The following is an 18,021-nucleotide window of genomic DNA, read 5'->3' as shown; positions in this document are numbered from 1 at the left end:
TAAATTTCTAAAGGAATACAAAATAAAAAGAGTAAATTAGCTCACATACAGTTCTAAAAATTGAATTTCATGTTTTCATTTTACAAAAGCAACATTATGAGGCTTCATATTGGCCTTATCATTATTTTCATAACACAATCTTGCGCTGAACTTCAACAAATTTCTGAAGAGATATCGAACTCTGGAATTCTTACGGAAGAACAAATAGGAGACGGCTTAAAAGAAGCCTTAACTAAAGGTATCCGTGAAGAAGTAACAAAACTCACTCAAGAAGATGGCTTTTATTCAAACCCGATGGTCAAAATTGAATTACCTAGCGAATTGGAGACGGTTGAAAATATACTCCAAAAAGTGGGTTTGGAATCCTTAACAGAGCAAGGGATTCGTGCTTTAAATAAAACTGCTGAAGAGGCCGTAAAAGAAGCAACCCCACTATTTATAGCGGCGATTAAAGACCTCACCTTTGAGGAGTCAAAAGCCATTTTATTAGGCAGTCCGTCAGCTGCTACAGATTATCTAAAGTCTAAAACAGAAAATGAATTGTACCTTAAATTCCAGCCTGTGGTAGCAGCTAACTTCAAGAAAGTAGGAGCCGATCAAATATGGGAAACAACCATACAGCGATACAACCAAATACCCTTAACGAAGGAGGTCAATCCTGATTTAACCGATTATGTGACTTCACAAGCGTTGAAGGGAGTTTATAAAATGATTGAAATGGAAGAAATTGAAATTAGGAATAACATCAATGAAAGATCTTCCCTATTATTAAAAAGAGTATTTGCCCTCCAAGATTAAACCAATTTCAAAGACGCGTTTGGGTATTCGAGGCTTTTGATAAAGTCGATCACTTGAGTATTGAAGACTTTAGGCTGTTCAACATTGACTACATGTCCACAGTTCTTCAATATAAATAACTTGGCTTCCTTATGAGTTTCAGAAATCTTTTTCACCGCTGGTAAAAACAGATAGTCTTGTTCTCCCATCATGTAAAGAGAAGGAATATCGATCGGCTTTTGTCTAAAGAATTTTAGTAATGGATTGATTTCAGAAGTGAGCTTGAACCATCTAATGAATTCTTTTTGATAAAGTTTTTTAGCTTCATTCACAAAGAGATTTCTTGATTTTTTATGGTTTCTCCTCGGCATGATGATAAATGCAAATAATTTATAAAGAATCATGTAAGGGACAACTGACTTAAAGATGACTCCTACTTTGATTAAAAATCTAGATCTTACATTCATTTTCATAATGGCGCCTCCCATAATCATACTTGAGACTCGATTAGGATAATTCTCAGCTAAATTTCTTATCAAGATAGTCCCTAAGGAAATTCCTACAAAATGTGATTTCTCGATGTTATTTAAGTCCAAAACCTCAATAATATCATCTGTAATAGCATCAAAAGTATAATTTTCGTTAAGCGAATCTTGAAGCTTAGGTTTAGAGTTACCGTGACCCCTCAAATCCAGTAATAGGATATTAAAATGGACACGGAACGTTCTTAATTGCTTGAACCAAATTGAGGAACTTCCACCAGCACCATGAACAAAAGTGACCCATTGCGAGGAAGTGTCATGATGATATATAGAGTGGTTTATCAAGTTTTTTATTGCAAATATAATAAGTTTAGCCATGATAAGGCGAATAACCAAAAATCATGTTATAATTTTATAGTTTGTCTCTCAATTGTTTAAAATAGGGAAAGGCTTTAACAAGTCTCGAACCATACCAACTAAAGTATTCTCCATCTACAATTTCTATGTTATGATCTTCAACTGCTAATTCTGTTTTGTGGTCGTTTTTAAATGGAAATGGCTCCGAGGACAGCAAAATATAATCAACTTTTTTAAGAGCCTTAATATCAACTTCAGGATAACGCTGAAGGTGAGCATAAACATTTTCGAAGTTGTTTAGCTCCAACATATAATTGATAAATGTTGACGACCCAACAACCATCCACGGATTTCTCCAAATAAAGTAAGCGACTTTAAGTTTTGGTTTATCCTTTATGAAATTTTGAAAATCTAGAAATTGACTTTCAATAGCTTTTATCAGCTGTCGTCCTTTTTCCTCGACACCAAACAAAAGAGATATATCTGTGATTAAACCTTTTAAATCTTTCAGATCATTTATATCACTTACATAGACGTTGAGGTCAGTTGAGAGCAAGTCAATATCCTCCAAGGTATTTTCTTCTTTATTGGCTAGAATAAAATCAGGTTGTAAGATCTTGATCTTATCCAACTTTACATTTTTGGTACCACCAATAATTTCAACACTCTCTTTAATATCTTTAGGATGGACGCAAAACTTGGTCACCCCAACTAGTTTCGACCTTAGTCCTAAATCTACAAGTAATTCCGTTAAGCTTGGAACTAGACAAACTATACGTTGGGGAATAGTTTCAAAATGGAGTTCTCTACCTAGTTGATCTTTCATAACTCTAAACTAAAAAATACCAGCCGATATTTCAACTAGTATTTAGATTTTGAATAGAAATTTATAGTTTTATTGTGGACTCCAAGAGGCACAAAGCATTCCAGGTGCAGCCTTTTCGGGATGAGCACAAATTTCAGTTTCATATTTACTACAATCTGAACAACTCCTCTCATTTTTGAGAGCCGCTTTCATTTTAAACTGATCACAGGTATATTTTGAAGACACCATAACATTGTGTTGACTACAAAAGGTGTTTTCCACTAAATGCTTACAGTTTCCACAGTTACTCGCAAATCTAATAGCCATAATTCATTTTTTAGTTAAACATTTATTTCTAAATTAAGTATTTAACGTATCATTTCCTCAAAATGATTGAGAATATTCCTTTATAAATCATTAGACTGAATTAAAATAAAAAAACCTGTTCGATAAGAACAGGTTTTAAATTGCGATAATAATTGATTAAAATTATTTTACTTTGTCTACTACAGCTTTGAAAGCTTCAGGATTGTTCATAGCTAAATCAGCTAGAACTTTTCTGTTTAACTCTATGTTATGAGCTTTAACTTTTCCCATAAATTGAGAGTAAGATAATCCGTGCAATCTTGCTGCAGCATTAATTCTAATGATCCAAAGCGATCTGAAATTTCTCTTTTTGGTTTTACGGTCTCTGTAAGCATATAACATTGCTTTTTCGACTGCATTCTTGGCTATTGTCCAAACGTTTTTACGACGTCCGAAGTAACCTTTAGCTTGCTTCATTATTTTTTTACGTCTGGCTCTGGAAGCGACAGAATTTGTTGATCTTGGCATAATTTGCTGTTTTTTGTAGTAGGCAGTTTATAATAAACATTTTATGAGCCTAACTCCATGGATTAATAATAATAACCTGTTTGCTTATTTTAAGCGTAATTGAGTTTTGATGCTATGCACATCTGCTTTGTCTACTAAAGTAGAGTGGGTTAACTTCAATTTTCTCTTTTTTGACTTTTTGGTCAAAATGTGACTTTTGAATGCATGTTTGCGTTTTATTTTACCTGTACCGGTAATTTTAAAACGCTTTTTAGCACTCGATTTTGTTTTCATCTTTGGCATTTGGATCTGTATTTGGAATTATCGCAATTATTTTTTTGAAACAGGAGCAAGGATCATAATCATTCTTTTCCCTTCTAGTTTCGGCATTTGTTCAACTTTAGCTAGATCTTCTAAATCTTGAGCAAGTCTAAGTAATAAAATTTGTCCTTTATCTTTAAAAACGATGGAACGCCCTTTAAAAAAGACGAATGCTTTCAGTTTTGCTCCATCTTTAAGGAACTTCTCCGCATTTTTCTTTTTAAATTCATAATCGTGATCATCGGTGTTGGGGCCAAAACGAATCTCTTTCACAACAACTTGCGTTGTTTTTGCTTTAAGAGCTTTTTCGCGTTTCTTTTGTTCATACAAGAATTTCTTGTAGTCCATAACTTTACAAACAGGAGGATCTGCTTTAGGAGATATTTCAACTAAATCGAGTTCCTGCTCTTCCGCCATGGCGAGAGCCTCTTTTAATGAATAGATATCTACTTTTACATTCTCACCAACAAGACGAACCTTTGGGGCTCTTATTTTGTCGTTGATCTTATGAGGGTTCTCTTTGATCTGCCTCGGTGACTGTCTTGATTTTTTTCTACGTATTGCTATGGCTATATAATTTTTTAATTAAACTTCAAATTTATAGATCTCTTTATCTATTTGTGCATTTATAATTTCAGCGAAACTTGCAATGGACATTTGACCTAAGTCTTCACCTCCGTGTTTTCTTACAGAAACCGTTTCATTTTCAACCTCAGCTTCACCAACGATGAGCATATAAGGTATCTTATTCATTTCGGCCTCACGGATTTTCTTACCCATGGTTTCACCTCTGTTATCGAATGTGGCGCGAATTTCGTGTTTTTTAAGTAAACTTAAAACTTTTTTAGAATAATTTTCATATTTCTCACTGATTGATAGGATAGTAGCTTGTTCAGGCATTAACCATAACGGAAAGTTTCCTCCGGTGTGCTCGATTAAGATAGCTATAAAACGTTCTAGGCTCCCAAAAGGCGCTCTGTGAATCATTACAGGTCTGTGCATTTCGTTATCACTTCCCTTATATTCCAATTCAAAACGTTCCGGCAAATTATAGTCGACTTGTATAGTTCCCAATTGCCATTGTCTTCCTAAGGCATCTTTGACCATAAAGTCGAGCTTAGGTCCATAAAATGCAGCTTCACCAGTTACCACTTTATAGTTTAGCCCTTTCTCCTCTGCCGCATTTAATATGGCAGATTCGGCTTTTTTCCAGTTTTCATCGGAACCTATATATTTGGTAGGGTTTTCTGGATCTCTTAAAGAAACTTGAGCCGTGAAATTTTCGAAGCCCAAAGATCCAAATACATAAAGCACTAAATCTATAACTTTCTTAAATTCCTCATCCAGCTGTTCTGGTGTACAAAAAATATGAGCATCGTCTTGCGTGAACCCTCTTACCCGAGTAAGACCATGCAGTTCTCCACTTTGTTCATACCTATACACTGTTCCAAACTCGGCATATCTTTGTGGTAAATCTCTATAGCTCCAAGTTTGTGCATTAAAAATCTCACAATGGTGAGGGCAATTCATTGGCTTGAGAAGATATTCTTCTCCATCCTGAGGTGTTTTTATAGGCTGGAAACTATCTTCTCCATACTTCTGAAAATGACCAGAAGTCATATATAATTCTTTCTGTCCTATATGAGGAGAAACGACCTGTTGGTAGCCTGCATTTTCCTGAGCATCTTTTAGAAATTTCTCCAAACGATCTCTCAATGCAGCGCCTTTAGGCAACCATAAAGGAAGACCAAGTCCCACTTTTTGAGAAAATGCAAAAAGCTTTAATTCTTTCCCCAACTTTCTATGATCTCTTTTTTTAGCCTCTTCTAGAAGTTCTAGATATTCTTTAAGCTCTTTTTGTTTTGGAAATGAAATTCCATAAATCCGAGTCAGTTGAGCATTATTTTCATCGCCTCGCCAGTAAGCTCCTGCAATATTCATCAGTTTTACGGCTTTTATAAAGCCTGTATTTGGAATATGCCCACCTCTACATAAATCTGTAAAATCGTCGTGGTCACAAAAGGTAATCTCACCATCGGTGAGGTTTTCTATAAGCTCAACTTTATAAGGGTTGTTGTTTATTTTGTAATACTCTAAGGCTTCAGGTTTTGACACAGGATGCATGTGGAAGTCATGCTTACCTCTAGCGAGTTCGAGCATCTTCTTTTCAATTTCAGGAAAATCATTTTCAGAAATCGCTTGTCCATTAGGGTCTACATCGTAGTAAAATCCTTTTTCTATTGAAGGCCCAATTGTAAGATTTACACCTGGATATAATTTGGTGATAGCCTGAGCTAAAAGATGGGCTGTAGAATGCCAAAAAGCCTGCTTACCGTCATCATCGTTAAAGGTTAAAAGAACTAAATTACCATCCTCTTCAAGAGGCGTGATAGTTTCGACAACATCATCATTAAACTTAGCAGAAATGACGTTTCTGGCTAATCCAGCACTTATGCTAAAAGCAACATCCATAGGTGTTGACCCCTTATCAAACTGCTTTACGCTTCCGTCAGGTAAAGTAATATTTATCATCGTTCTTTTTAATTTCGAGCAAAGATACTTAGATAATCTTTCTTTGCAATATCAAATGGCTTTTGTTTGGTTGAATACAGAGCCTTATATCATTTGTCCTTCAATTATTTCATACTATCAGATTTTTCTTCAAACTTTAAATGTCAAATTGATAGAAAGTGTTTTTAAAAGAAAAAAACTGCCTAAAAACCTGAAATTTTGTCATTCTGAATTTATTTCAGAATCTCAATTCATTAAAACGTAGACCTTGAAACAAGTTCAAGGTGACAATAAAAGTCTTTTCAAACAGCTTCATTTGAAATTTAATCTGAAGTCTTGTCTTATATTATTTGCCCTCCAACTATTACATACTGTCAAATTCTTCTTCAGCCTTTAAATGTCAAATTGATAGAAAGTGTTTTTAAACATAAAAAACCACTTCCGTGGAAGTGGTTTTTGAAATTAAATCTGAATTCTTGTCTTATTTAATCATTTTGAAACTTCGCTCAACGAAATTCGTCAATTCTTCTCCTTTCAATAAATTCTGAGAAAGAAGTGCTAAATCTAAACTTTGCTTGATTAAAGCTTCTTTTTTAGAATCTTCTTTTGCTTTCAGAATTTTAGAGATCAATGGATTGTTGGTGTTTACCACCAAATTATACATCTCTGGCATATTTCCCATTCCAAACATTCCTCCGCCACCGGTTTGCTGCATTTCTTTCATTCGACGCATAAACTCGGGCTGGGTAATCACGACTGGAGCAGTATCAGAATCAAGCGCCTCCAATTGAACCGTGTAGCGTTCTTTAGGAACTACGGTTTCGAAACTAGTTTTAACCGTTTCTTTTTCTTCATCAGAAAGTTTAGACACTTGTTCGGTATCCTTTTTAATCAAATTCTCAACGTGATCGCTATCTACTCTCACAAAAGAAACTTTTTGCTCGTTTTCTTGTTCTATTTTTTGAATTAAATGAGACACAATTGGCGAGTCCAATAAGACAACTTTGTATCCTTTAGCCTCAGCTCTTTTAATGTAGCTGTGTTGGGCATCTTTATTGGAAGCATATAGAACCACTAGCTTATCCTCTTTATCCGTTTGCAGTTCTGAAATCTCATTTTTCAGCTCCTCAAAGGTGTAGAATTTGTCATCTGTAGTTGGATATAGAGCGAATTTCTGTGCTTTTTCAAAAAATTTATCTTCAGAAAGCATTCCGTATTCTATCACTACTTTAATGTCGTTCCATTTCTTTTCAAAATCTTCTCTATTATCATTGAATAGGGAATTCAGCTTATCGGCAACCTTTCTAGTGATGTAACTAGAAATCTTTTTCACAGCACCATCTGCTTGTAAATAAGATCTAGAAACATTTAAAGGAATGTCTGGCGAGTCGATAACGCCTTTCAACATCGTTAAGAATTCTGGCACTATGCCTTCGACATTGTCTGTTACATAAACCTGATTTTGATAGAGTTGGATTTTATCTTTTTGTATAGATAAGTCGTTTGTCAATTTTGGAAAATAAAGAATCCCTGTCAGGTTAAAAGGGTAATCCACATTTAAGTGAATATGAAATAAAGGCTCTTCAAATTGAGTAGGATACAATTCACTGTAAAAAGAATTGTAGTCTGCTTCTTCAAGTTCTGCAGGTTGCTTTGTCCAAGCTGGATTAGGATTGTTGATAATATTATCTACAGTCACTTTTTTTGGCTCATCTTCTTCTTTCGCATCCTCAGCCTTTGGAAGTTCTTTTTCCTTGGTTCCAAACTTAATGGGGATAGGCATAAACTTATTGTATTTCACAAGAAGTTCGGTGATTCTTTGGTCCTCTAGAAATTCTTTTTCATCATCATTGATGTGAAGAATAATTTCAGTACCCCGATCAGTTTTATCAGACTCTTCTAAGCTAAATTGTGTAGTCCCTTCACAAGTCCAATGAGCTGCTGGCTCATCTTTCCAAGATTTGGTTTTGATCTCCACTTTATTAGCCACCATAAAGGCAGAATAGAAGCCTAGACCGAAATGACCTATAATCCCAGTATCTTTCGAATCGGAATCTTTGTATTTTTCTAAAAATTCTTCAGCACCTGAGAAGGCAATTTCATTAATATATTTTTCAACTTCATCCTTAGTCATCCCAACACCTTCATCGATAATATGAAGTGTATTGTCTTCTTTATTGATTTTAATTTCGATTTTAGGATGTTTAGCTTCAATTTTAGCCTCACCAATTCTAATCAAGTGATTCAGCTTTAAAGTCGCATCAGTTGCATTGGAAATCAATTCCCTTAGGAATATTTCGTGATCGCTGTAAAGGAATTTTTTAATCAGTGGAAAAATGTTTTCTACTGAAACGTTAATATTACCGGTAGCCATATGTTTTATTTTTAATTTACTAAACAGTAGCAAACTAAATACCGCTAATGCTTTTGTGACAATCTGACATAAGACCAGTAGATTTAACAAAAGATTTCGTTTAAAGTTAAACCCTGAAGATTAAACAATAATTATATTTGTATATAAATTCAATATTATGGCAACTAAACCTAAGGCTGAAAAGAAATTATCTAAGATTGACATCATAACTTATTATATGGATCATGTCTTAGAGCATGAACATATTCCTAAATCGGTTTATAAATTTGCTAAGGATAACAAATTTGAAGAGAAAGATTTTTATAAATACTTCGGGAATTTTCAAGCCTTAAGGGAAGACATCTGGGAATCCTTTTTTGATAATGCCCATTCTTTGATGAATCAAAATGAAGAAGTTGCGAATTATGGAAGTAGAGAGAAAATGCTCGCCTTTTTCTTCACCTTTTTTGAAATTTTGACTGCCAACAGAAGTTACGTTCTTTATGTTCTTGAAGAAAATGAAGACCAGCTTAAAAACTTAAAACAATTAAAAGGCTTACGTAGAAATATCAAATCTTTTGCAAAAGAATTGATAGAAGATGACAATGATGGGAAGTCTTACAGCTTTCTAAAACGGAATGAATCCATTTATTCTGAAGCGGCATGGATTCAATTTCTATTTCTACTGAAATTCTGGAAAGATGATAAATCAGCAGATTTTGAAAAAACAGATGTCGCGATTGAGAAATCTGTCAACACCATTTTTGATGTATTTGATAATACCCCTCTTGAAAAGGTTTTCGATTTCGGAAAATTCCTTTATAAAGAAACAATGAAATAAGTAATGAAAACAATTGATAAAATACCTACAGGCAAATTTAGTCGTACTTCAAAACTGATTGGAACCGGAACAAAAGTCGGTGCTAACTACCTGAAGTATTATTCCAAAAAAGCCTTCAATCCTGAATTAACTAGAGATAGTTTAGATGAAGATAATGCGACCGATATCTACGATGGATTAAAGAACCTTAAGGGTAGTGCGCTTAAAGTAGCGCAAATGCTATCCATGGAAAAGAGTCTATTGCCGAGTGCGTATGTGGAAAAATTTAGTTTAGCTCAATTTAGTGTTCCACCGCTATCAGCACCTTTAGTTAGGAAAACATTCAAAAAATATAACGGTAAGTACCCAGAAGAAATCTTCGACAAATTCACCGCAGATTCTGTAAACGCTGCAAGTATTGGCCAAGTTCACCGAGCTGAAAAGGACGGAAATAAGTACGCCATCAAGATTCAATATCCAGGAGTAGCAGATAGCATTAGTTCTGACCTTGCGATGGTGAAACCTATAGCGACAAGGATGTTCAACTTAAAAGGTAAAGATTCTGAAAAATACTTTAAAGAGATTGAAGATAAACTCATAGAGGAAACAGATTACATCCTTGAGGTTGAACAGAGCAAACGTATTTCTGAAGCTTGCGCAGTAATTCCGGGATTGAAATTTCCTAAATATTACGAGAATTTATCGAGTGAGCGAATCATTACCATGGACTGGATGGATGGTAAACATTTAAGCGAATTTGTTAAGTTAGAATTTAGTGAAGAAACAGGAAATTCAATAGGACAAACCCTTTGGAACTTTTATATGTTCCAATTCCACAAACTCAAGGAAGTCCACGCCGATCCACATCCTGGAAATTTCTTAATCGATAAAGACCATAATTTAATCGCGATCGATTTTGGATGTATCAAAACGATACCACTTCAGTTTTATACGCCCTATTTTGAACTGGCAATACCTAAAAATATTAATGACCCTGATTTCTTTCTTGAAAAACTTAAAGAACTAGAAATCATAAGACCAGATGATTCTGAAAGAGAGATAGAGTATTTTTCATCTTTATTTCACGAAATGCTTAGCTTATTCACAAGTCCATTTCATCAAGATACTTTTGACTTTGGGGATGCAGAATTTTGGTCTAAGATTTCAGGATTAAGCGAAAAATATAGTAGTGATAAAGAATTAAGAAAAATGAATGGTAACAGGGGAAGTAAGCATTTCCTTTATATTAACCGGACGTTTTTTGGCCTTTATAATTTGCTTCATGATTTGAATGCGAAGGTTGATATTAATGATTACAAGAAATATATGTAATTCATTTGAAGATTATTGGTTAGGTTGGTTGGAAAACGCTCTTTGAAATTTAGTAAAAGAGCGTTTTCTTTTGGTCTTAATCTTAAGGAATACTCAATTATATGTATCTTGCATTGCTAAATATTTAATTTAAATGTACAAATCAAAAATAATAGGTTTAGGAAAGTTTGTCCCTGAACACATCGTCACCAATGAAGACTTGAGCAAGATTATGGATACCTCCGATGAATGGATTCAAGAACGAACGGGCATAAAAGAAAGACGACATATAAAAAAGGGAGACGGAAATTCTACTGCAATGATGGGCTTAAAAGCAGCTCAACAGGCCATAGATAGAGCAAAAATTGATAAAGATGATATAGAACTTATCGTTTTCGCTACGTTGAGCCCAGATTATTACTTTCCAGGCTGTGGTGTTCAGATTCAAAAAGAATTAGGTATAAAAACCTGTCCTGCATTGGATGTTAGAAATCAGTGTAGTGGTTTCATTTACGGGATTTCTGTAGCCGACCAATTTATAAAGACAGGCATGTATAAAAATGTGCTTGTGATTGGAAGTGAAAACCATAGTGGTGGACTGGACATGACCAATAGAAGTCGTCACGTGTCCGTCATATTTGGTGATGGTGCCGGTGCTGCTATTTTAAGCAGAAGTGATGATGAGTCAGGAATTTTATCTTCACACTTACACTCGGAAGGTGAGTATATTGACGAATTGTCTTTAAGAGGTCCGTCGACTGAGAAGTGGGTGCCAGAAATCATCGCCGAAAACCCGCAAGTAGATATTCCTTACTTTCCGAAAATGAACGGACAAGTTGTTTTCAAACATGCCGTCTCAAGATTTTCTGAAGTGATTCAAGAAGGTTTAGAGTTCAATAAATTAACCAAGGAGGATATCGATATGTTTATCCCTCATCAAGCGAATTTGAGGATTTCTCAATTTATTCAAAAGAAATTAGGATTAAAAGATGACCAAGTCCATAACAATATCCAAAAATATGGAAATACCACTGCAGCTTCTATCCCCATAGCACTTACAGAGGCTTGGGAAGAAGGTAAAATTAAAAAAGGAGACTTAGTGGTCTTGGCTGCTTTTGGAAGTGGTTTCACCTGGGGAAGTGTTATAATTCGTTGGTAGTTATAGTTCATACCCTCTAGAGCATAAAAAAAGCCTTGAAATGATTTCAAGGCTTTTTTTGTGGAGTTATAAGATTATGTATTAAGCATTCACTTGGCCTTTTTCTTCAGCTTCAGTTGTGCTTAAATCAATTCCTTTTTTCTGTACTGAATCGAACATTACAGGCGTTGCAATAAATACAGAAGAATAAGTACCTACAACCACACCTATAATAAGAGCAAACATAAATCCTCTTATGCTATCTCCACCAAAAATAAAAATAGCAATCAATACCACAAGTGTGGTTAAAGAGGTGTTGATTGTTCTACTTATCGTAGAACTTACCGCTAAGTTGATCAGTTTATCCATCTTCCAAGTTGGATGCTCATTGAAATACTCTCTAATTCTATCGAAAACAACTACGGTATCATTTAAAGAATAACCAATAACCGTTAGAATCGCTGCAATAAATGCTTGATCTATCTCTAGGCTAAATGGCAATACATTGTAAAGTAGTGAGAAAAGACCGAGAACTATAATGACATCATGAATAACGGCAGCTACAGCACCTAAGGAGAATTGCCATCTTCTAAATCTCAAAAGAATATATAAGAAGACAACGATAAGAGATCCTATAATGGCATAATAAGAGGCCGTCTTAATATCATCTGCGATGGTTGGCCCCACTTTTATAGAGGACATAATACCATACTCTTTCGCATCATTACCAGATTCACCAACCTTGAAGGCTTTTAATGTCATCCCTCCTGGCAGGTAATCTTTTAGATTATTAAATAAAATAGCCTGAATCTCGTCATCTATGACTGTTCCTTCCTCTTCGATTTTATAATTAGTTGTTATTTTTAACTGACTTGAAGAACCGTAAGTTTTAGCTTCGACACTTAGGAGATCTTGAACTAATTTTGTTTGGATTTCGGTAGGATTCACTGGTTGTTCGAATCTTACTGTATAACTTCTTCCTCCAACAAAATCCACACCTTCATTAAGGCCTTTAGTGGCTAAAGAACCTATACTGATAATGATTGCTACCGCGGAGATGATATAAGCAACTTTTCTTTTCTTCAAGAAGTTGATGTCAATATTCAAAAACCAATTCTTTGTCATACCTGTAGAGAATGGTAAAGATTTACCTTTTTTCCCTCCTCCAGCTATAAATAGTCGAGTTAAGAAAATTGCACAGAATAAAGAAGTGACGATACCAATTAATAAAGTAGTTGCAAAGCCTTTAATAGGACCTGTACCAAAGGTCAAAAGAATTAATCCCGTAAGACCTGTAGTGATATTGGCATCAAGTATAGACGATAGTGCATTTTTAAAACCATCGGTAATCGCTTCGGCTTGTGTTTTACCTTTTGCGAGTTCTTCTCTTATCCTTTCGAAGATAAGAACGTTTGCATCTACAGACATACCAATGGTAAGTACTATACCAGCAATACCGGGTAAGGTAAGAACAGCTCCAAGTCCAGACAAAACTCCGAAGATGAATAAAATGTTTATCACTAAAGCAATATCAGCATAAAGCCCAGCTTTTCCGTAATAGAAAATCATGTAAAGAAGAACAAAGATAAGCGCGATTCCAAAAGATAAAACTCCACTGTCAATAGCTTCTTGACCTAAAGACGGCCCTACTATCTCACTTTGCACAATATTTGCTGAAGCAGGAAGTTTACCAGCTCTTAGAACATTCGCTAAATCTTGCGCCTCTTCAATAGAAAATTCACCAGTAATTTCACTTCTACCTCCAGTAATAGCACCGCTAGAAACACCTGGTGCAGAATACACAATATTGTCTAAGACGATAGCAATTTGAGAACCTTGAGAAGACGCTTTACCTGTCATATCCTCCCAGATCTTGGCACCACGTCCATCCATTTGCATGCTCACTGCTACACGACCTACTTGGTCATAAGTTTGTTGAGCATCTGTAACTACGGCACCACTTAATTGTGGCTCGTTATTTCTATTGCCTTTCAGGGCGTATAATTCAATAATTTCTGAATCTTGTGGTGGTTTTCCCCAAACAAATTCAGCGTACTTTTTATCAGCAGGCAACTGAGATTTAACCTGAGGCATAGATAGGTAAGAATTCACCTTAGCAGTATCTTTTATAGCAAAATATGCTATAATAGGGCCTTGAGGTTGTCCAACAGTTTGGACCAAACTTAAAAGAGGATTAGATTTTGAAAAATCTTCAGTTTCTTCATCTTCAGAAGAAAGTAAACTTTCTAAATCATCAGTTTCAGTCTCTTCTTGTTCCTCATCTTCTACTTGAACATCTTCAGACTTTTCAGTCTCACTTTTAATATTTTCAGCAACGATAGCGTCTGCATTCACTAAGTAATCCGAAAATTCATTAGCTCTGTAAACATCCCAAAATTCAAGCTGAGCTGTACTTTGCAAAAGGTTTTGGATTCTGCTGATGTCTTTAGCCCCTGGAAGTTCAATTAATATTCTTCCAGAATCTCCAAGACGTTGAATGTTTGGTTGCGTAACCCCAAATTTGTCAATACGTTCTCTTAAGACCTCAAACGCTGAAGTTACGCTTTCATCAATTTTTCTATTGATGATGGGCTTCACACTGCTGTTTTCCATGTCAAAGCTTATCTCATCGGATAAAGCTTTAGTTCCAAAAACATCAGGAGAAGCTAAACTAGCTCCTTCTTTACTTTCGAAAGCCTGGTAAAACAATTCCAAGAAACTGTCCTGACTATTTTTCCTTGCTTCGCCAGCATCAGCTAGAGCTTGATTAAAAGCAGGATCTTTTGAATTGTTAGCTAAGCCTTTTAATAAGTCTTCAACCGATATTTGAAGTATAACATTGATACCACCCTTCAAATCCAAGCCTTTATTCAGCTCTTTACCTTTTGCAGTATTGTAGCTAATACCTGCAAAAATTGACTCATTCCCAATGGAGTCTAGATACTGTTCGGCAGCATTATTCCTTTCCTGTGTGAAGTTTTCTACACTTTCTGGTATTTCACTTTCTGCGAAAGCTTCTGCTTCTGTTTCAACGTTACTCGCTATAAAAGTAAATGACAATTGATAAATACTTACCAAAGCAAATAGTACAGCAAATAGTTTAATGAGTCCTTTATTCTGCATTCTTAAAATTATTAGTGTCTTATTATAAAATCAGGCAAATATAGGTTTTCGATATAGAAATGGCAATTTTTTTATTAAAGATAATTTTAACTTTTGAGTCATCTTTTTTAGTAGTCAAAACCCTGATGAAATATCGAAAAAAATCAAAAAACCCGACCTAAGTCGGGTTTAAAATTATATGAATCAGAAACTTACTCTAAAAGACCATTTGTCTTTTTCACAGCTTCTGCACTTTCTTTAAGTTTTGCTTTTTCAGCATCATTGAGATCTATCTCAACAATTTTTTCAATTCCATTTTTTCCAATGATCACTGGAACACCAATACAAAGATCTTTTAGACCATATTCTCCATCCAATAAAGTTGAACAAGGGAACATTTTCTTTTGATCACAAACTATAGATTGAACCAATGAGGAAACTGCAGCTCCTGGAGCATACCAAGCACTTGTACCAAGCAATTTCGTTAAGGTGGCACCTCCAACTTTAGTGTCTTCCGATACTTGATTCAAACGTTCTTCGGACAAAAATTCAGTTACTCTCACACTATTTCTAGTCGCTAAACGAGTTAACGGAAGCATTCCCGTATCGCTATGCCCTCCTATCACCATACCGTCAACATCAGATCCTGGGCAGTCTAATGCTTCACTCAATCTATATTTGAATCTTGCACTATCTAAAGCGCCTCCCATTCCAATAATTCTATTTTTTGGAAGTCCTAGTTCTTTATGAGCAAGATAAGTCATCGTGTCCATTGGATTACTTACGACTATAATTGTAACATTAGGAGAGTGCTTCACCAATTGTGTAGCCACATCTTTCACAATTCCAGCATTAATCCCAATGAGTTCCTCTCTAGTCATTCCTGGTTTTCTAGGAATTCCAGAGGTAATAACAGCCACTTGAGAATCTTTTGTTTTTGAATAATCTCCAGTGGTTCCTGTGATTTTAGTATCGAAATCATTGAGCGTTGCAGTTTGCATTAAGTCCATAGCTTTACCTTCTGCAAAGCCTTCTTTAATATCAAGCAGAACTACTTCTGAAGCAAAATCTTTTATGGCGATATACTCTGCACAACTAGCGCCTACTGCACCTGCACCTACTACTGTAATTTTCATCTTTAATTGTTTTTATATAATTAATAATTAAATTCCAAAATTTAGTCGATAGAACAAAAACTTAAAAAACCCAGATAAATAAGACTTTTCAAAGGTTTCATACAAATTCAATTAAGCATCGATATTGGCGTAAACTGCATTTTGCTCGATAAACTCTCTACGTGGTGGAACCTCATCTCCCATCAACATTGAAAAAATTCTATCCGCTTCAGCCATATCGTCAATAGTAACGCGTCTTAGAATTCTGTTTTCAGGATTCATAGTGGTATCCCAGAGTTGGATTGCATTCATCTCTCCAAGACCCTTGTAACGTTGAACGCTCACTGAGGTCTTGTATTCCTTTACAATTTCATTCCTTTCTTTTTCATTCCAAGCGTAACGCTTTTTACTGCCTTTTTTAATTAAATATAAAGGAGGAGTGGCGATATAGATGTGGCTAGCTTCTATAAGTTCTTTCATATATCTGAAAAAGAACGTCAGTATAAGTGTAGCAATGTGGCTACCATCCACATCGGCATCACACATTATAATGACTTTATGGTATCTTAATTTGGAAAGGTTCAGGGCTTTACTATCTTCTTCAGTACCTATAGTAACACCAAGAGCCGTATAAATATTCTTAATTTCTTCGTTTTCAAAAACACGATGCTGCATCGCTTTTTCGACATTCAAAATTTTACCTCTAAGTGGCAAAATAGCTTGAAATTTTCTGTCTCGTCCTTGCTTAGCCGTACCACCCGCAGAGTCACCCTCTACTAGAAATACTTCGCAAGCTTCAGGATCTTGTTCTGAACAGTCAGAAAGCTTACCAGGAAGCCCCCCTCCGCTCATAACGGTTTTACGCTGAACCATTTCACGTGCTTTTTTAGCAGCATGCCTTGCTTGAGCAGCAAGCATAACTTTTTGCACAATGGTTTTAGCATCGTTAGGGTTTTCTTCAAGGTAAATCTCTAGCATTTCAGTGACTGCTTGAGATACAGCTGAAGTCAATTCTCTATTTCCTAACTTAGTTTTTGTTTGTCCTTCAAATTGAGGATTAGCTACTTTTACTGAAACTATCGCCGTGAGACCCTCTCTAAAATCGTCTCCTGTGATTTCAAATTTCAACTTGTCTAGTAAACCAGAGTTGTCTGCATATTTCTTTAAAGTTGCAGTTAAACCTCTCCTAAATCCTGAAAGGTGAGTTCCTCCCTCGTGGGTATTGATATTATTAACATAAGAATGTAGATTCTCACTATAAGAGCTGTTATACACCATAGCAACTTCTACGGGAATATCATTTTTTTCACTCTCCATAGAAATCACATCAGTGATGATAGGCTCCCGGTTTTGATCTATAAACCTTATAAATTCTTTTAATCCTTCTTCAGAATAAAACTCATCGTGTCTATACTCGCCATCATCATTCGTTTGACGCTTATCGATTATAGATATTTTTATGCCTTTATTTAAGAAAGAAAGCTCTCTTAAACGCTTAGCAAGGGTTTCATATTTGAATTCAACTGACTCCTGAAAAATTTCATAATCTGGCTTAAAGGTGATCTCGGTTCCTTTAAGTTCGGTATCTCCCGTAGATTTTACAGGATAGATAGCTTTTCCTCTTTCATACTCTTGCTCCCAAACTCTACCGTCTTTAAACACTCTTGCGTGAAGTTTAATAGACAGTGCATTAACAACTGAAACTCCTACGCCATGAAGTCCACCTGAAACCTTATAAGAATCTTTATCAAACTTACCTCCTGCTCCAATTTTGGTCATAACTACTTCTAGAGCAGATACACCTTCTTTTTTATGTAAATCGATAGGAATACCACGACCATTATCTGAGGTAGTGACAGATCCGTCTTCATTGATGACCAAGTCAATCTTATCACAATAGCCTCCCATAGCTTCATCTATGGAATTATCAACGACTTCGTACACCAAGTGGTGAAGACCTCTTTCTCCAACATCTCCTATATACATAGATGGGCGCATTCTCACGTGCTCCATGCCTTCTAAAGCCTGAATACTATCAGCTGAATAATTGTGTTTTTTGACTTCTTCGCTCATAACTTTTTATTAGTTTAACAACAAACAAATATAGTGAATTGGA

General features: G+C 35.4%; 15 protein-coding genes. 4 read left to right on the top strand and 11 right to left on the bottom strand.

The window, feature by feature from the left end:
* Positions 1 to 69: 69 nt before the first annotated feature.
* Positions 70 to 798: a DUF4197 domain-containing protein gene (locus PGOND44_RS10120; RefSeq protein WP_003441025.1), complete on the top strand. Its 729-nt coding sequence runs from the start codon at positions 70 to 72 to the stop codon at positions 796 to 798.
* Here the strand turns inward: PGOND44_RS10120 and PGOND44_RS10115 are convergent.
* The 8 genes from PGOND44_RS10115 to htpG form a co-directional block, all read right to left on the bottom strand.
* The gene (locus tag PGOND44_RS10115) at positions 795 to 1,637 is read right to left on the bottom strand and encodes an alpha/beta fold hydrolase (RefSeq protein ID WP_394366679.1); all 843 of its coding nucleotides are present in this window, start codon (positions 1,635 to 1,637) and stop codon (positions 795 to 797) included. The two genes, PGOND44_RS10120 and PGOND44_RS10115, sit on opposite strands and share 4 nt — an antisense overlap.
* A gap of 34 nt (positions 1,638 to 1,671) precedes the next feature.
* Positions 1,672 to 2,442 (bottom strand): ABC transporter substrate-binding protein, encoded by a 771-nt coding sequence (locus PGOND44_RS10110; protein ID WP_003441023.1) that lies wholly within the window; start codon positions 2,440 to 2,442, stop codon positions 1,672 to 1,674.
* Positions 2,443 to 2,511: 69 nt separating this feature from the next.
* Positions 2,512 to 2,748 carry a hypothetical protein gene (locus tag PGOND44_RS10105; RefSeq protein WP_003441021.1) on the bottom strand — a complete coding sequence of 79 codons (237 nt, stop codon included), beginning with the start codon at positions 2,746 to 2,748 and terminating at the stop codon, positions 2,512 to 2,514.
* A 162-nt stretch (positions 2,749 to 2,910) separates the two neighbouring features.
* On the bottom strand, positions 2,911 to 3,255 hold the full coding sequence (gene rplT / locus PGOND44_RS10100; RefSeq protein WP_003441019.1) for a 50S ribosomal protein L20: 345 nt from the start codon (positions 3,253 to 3,255) through the stop codon (positions 2,911 to 2,913).
* A gap of 84 nt (positions 3,256 to 3,339) precedes the next feature.
* On the bottom strand, positions 3,340 to 3,537 hold the full coding sequence (gene rpmI, locus PGOND44_RS10095; protein WP_003441017.1) for a 50S ribosomal protein L35: 198 nt from the start codon (positions 3,535 to 3,537) through the stop codon (positions 3,340 to 3,342).
* A gap of 27 nt (positions 3,538 to 3,564) precedes the next feature.
* On the bottom strand, positions 3,565 to 4,080 hold the full coding sequence (infC, locus tag PGOND44_RS10090) for a translation initiation factor IF-3 (protein WP_262500724.1): 516 nt from the start codon (positions 4,078 to 4,080) through the stop codon (positions 3,565 to 3,567).
* A 60-nt stretch (positions 4,081 to 4,140) separates the two neighbouring features.
* On the bottom strand, positions 4,141 to 6,087 hold the full coding sequence (gene thrS / locus PGOND44_RS10085; RefSeq protein WP_003441012.1) for a threonine--tRNA ligase: 1,947 nt from the start codon (positions 6,085 to 6,087) through the stop codon (positions 4,141 to 4,143).
* Positions 6,088 to 6,547: 460 nt separating this feature from the next.
* Complete coding sequence (gene htpG, locus PGOND44_RS10075) at positions 6,548 to 8,440, bottom strand: molecular chaperone HtpG (RefSeq protein WP_003441008.1); 1,893 nt, start codon at positions 8,438 to 8,440, stop codon at positions 6,548 to 6,550.
* Positions 8,441 to 8,597: 157 nt separating this feature from the next.
* Between htpG and PGOND44_RS10070 the strand changes: the two genes are divergently transcribed.
* The 3 genes from PGOND44_RS10070 (at position 8,598) to PGOND44_RS10060 (ending at position 11,709) form a co-directional block, all read left to right on the top strand.
* A complete protein-coding gene (locus tag PGOND44_RS10070; RefSeq protein ID WP_003441006.1) occupies positions 8,598 to 9,260 on the top strand; it encodes a TetR family transcriptional regulator C-terminal domain-containing protein in 663 nt (220 codons plus the stop codon).
* Positions 9,261 to 9,263: 3 nt separating this feature from the next.
* Positions 9,264 to 10,571 (top strand): ABC1 kinase family protein, encoded by a 1,308-nt coding sequence (locus PGOND44_RS10065; RefSeq protein ID WP_003441005.1) that lies wholly within the window; start codon positions 9,264 to 9,266, stop codon positions 10,569 to 10,571.
* 133 nt (positions 10,572 to 10,704) lie between these two features.
* Positions 10,705 to 11,709, top strand: coding sequence for a 3-oxoacyl-ACP synthase III family protein (locus PGOND44_RS10060; protein WP_003441004.1), 1,005 nt, complete (start codon positions 10,705 to 10,707; stop codon positions 11,707 to 11,709).
* Between the two features lie 81 nt (positions 11,710 to 11,790).
* On the opposite strand, the gene secDF is transcribed toward PGOND44_RS10060, so the two are convergent.
* From secDF to gyrB, 3 genes are all read right to left on the bottom strand, one after another.
* Positions 11,791 to 14,811 (bottom strand): protein translocase subunit SecDF, encoded by a 3,021-nt coding sequence (gene secDF, locus PGOND44_RS10055; protein ID WP_003441003.1) that lies wholly within the window; start codon positions 14,809 to 14,811, stop codon positions 11,791 to 11,793.
* Positions 14,812 to 15,002: 191 nt separating this feature from the next.
* Positions 15,003 to 15,926 (bottom strand): malate dehydrogenase, encoded by a 924-nt coding sequence (locus PGOND44_RS10050; protein WP_003441002.1) that lies wholly within the window; start codon positions 15,924 to 15,926, stop codon positions 15,003 to 15,005.
* 111 nt (positions 15,927 to 16,037) lie between these two features.
* Entirely contained in the window at positions 16,038 to 17,978 is a 1,941-nt protein-coding gene (gene gyrB, locus PGOND44_RS10045; protein ID WP_003441001.1) for a DNA topoisomerase (ATP-hydrolyzing) subunit B, read from the bottom strand.
* Between the last annotated feature and the right edge of the window lie 43 nt (positions 17,979 to 18,021).

The sequence above is a fragment of the Psychroflexus gondwanensis ACAM 44 genome (assembly GCF_000355905.1).
In the GTDB taxonomy this organism is placed as follows: Bacteria; Bacteroidota; Bacteroidia; order Flavobacteriales; family Flavobacteriaceae; genus Psychroflexus; species Psychroflexus gondwanensis.
Note: the sequence above shows the minus strand (reverse complement) of the source record. Positions and strands in the feature narration are given on the sequence as shown.